Annotated in this window: 1 tRNA gene and 1 other RNA gene; both read left to right on the top strand. The window is 54.2% G+C overall.

Annotated elements, in window-relative coordinates:
- Window position 1: 1 nt before the first annotated feature.
- Window positions 2-86, top strand: a tRNA-Tyr gene (locus A7098_RS23485).
- Between the two features lie 43 nt (window positions 87-129).
- Window positions 130-261: non-coding RNA, RtT sRNA (locus A7098_RS23480), on the top strand.
- Window position 262 lies beyond the last annotated feature (1 nt).

Genomic DNA, 262 nt, shown 5'->3' with positions numbered 1-262 from the left:
TGGTGGGGTTCCCGAGCGGCCAAAGGGAGCAGACTGTAAATCTGCCGTCATCGACTTCGAAGGTTCGAATCCTTCCCCCACCACCATTATTCACCACAGCGATGTGGTAACTTCGGTGAGATTGTTAATCTTTGCACTCATCGAGGAAGGGTGAGAACCTTCGATTAAGGTTCGACTCGAGCGAAAGCGAGAGAACGTTGCCGCAGGCAACGGCCCGAAGGGTGAGGAGCGAAGCGACGAATAATCCTTCCCCCACCACCAT

The sequence above is a fragment of the Escherichia sp. MOD1-EC7011 genome, assembly GCF_002965005.1.
GTDB lineage: Bacteria > Pseudomonadota > Gammaproteobacteria > Enterobacterales > Enterobacteriaceae > Escherichia > Escherichia ruysiae.
The sequence above is the reverse complement of the archived record's forward strand: the minus strand, read 5'-3'. Positions and strand labels throughout refer to the sequence as shown.